At 44.2% G+C, this 278-nt stretch carries 1 protein-coding gene; it reads left to right on the top strand.

What is annotated here, in order from left to right:
* A partial coding sequence (locus tag NLF92_RS14325; RefSeq protein ID WP_254102588.1) for a hypothetical protein occupies positions 1 to 212 on the top strand: 212 nt, incomplete at its 5' end.
* Positions 213 to 278 lie beyond the last annotated feature (66 nt).

Here is a 278-nt window from a genome sequence, read left to right as displayed (position 1 = left end):
GTTGTCCTGCACCTTGTGATACTACGTTACCTGCAATTCTACCTGCCAATGAGCCCAAGCGGCCTATGCGCGATAAACGCGACGTCGGTACCGCTCTACTAGAACGGGTTGGTGATTCAGCGGATTTATTGGGCTTCTCTGCCATAAGCTCACTCAGTTTTATTAAAGACGAAGGGGAACGTTTGGTTTTTTATTGGCTAAACATAACCTAAAAAAGTAACTAGAGTTTATAAATTATACTGTCGGACAAAACGTCTGGATCGGGTTTCCAGCCAAAA

Source organism: Opacimonas viscosa (genome assembly GCF_024199005.1).
In the GTDB taxonomy this organism is placed as follows: domain Bacteria; phylum Pseudomonadota; class Gammaproteobacteria; order Enterobacterales; family Alteromonadaceae; genus Opacimonas; species Opacimonas viscosa.
This window is presented reverse-complemented; position numbering and strand designations above follow the sequence as displayed.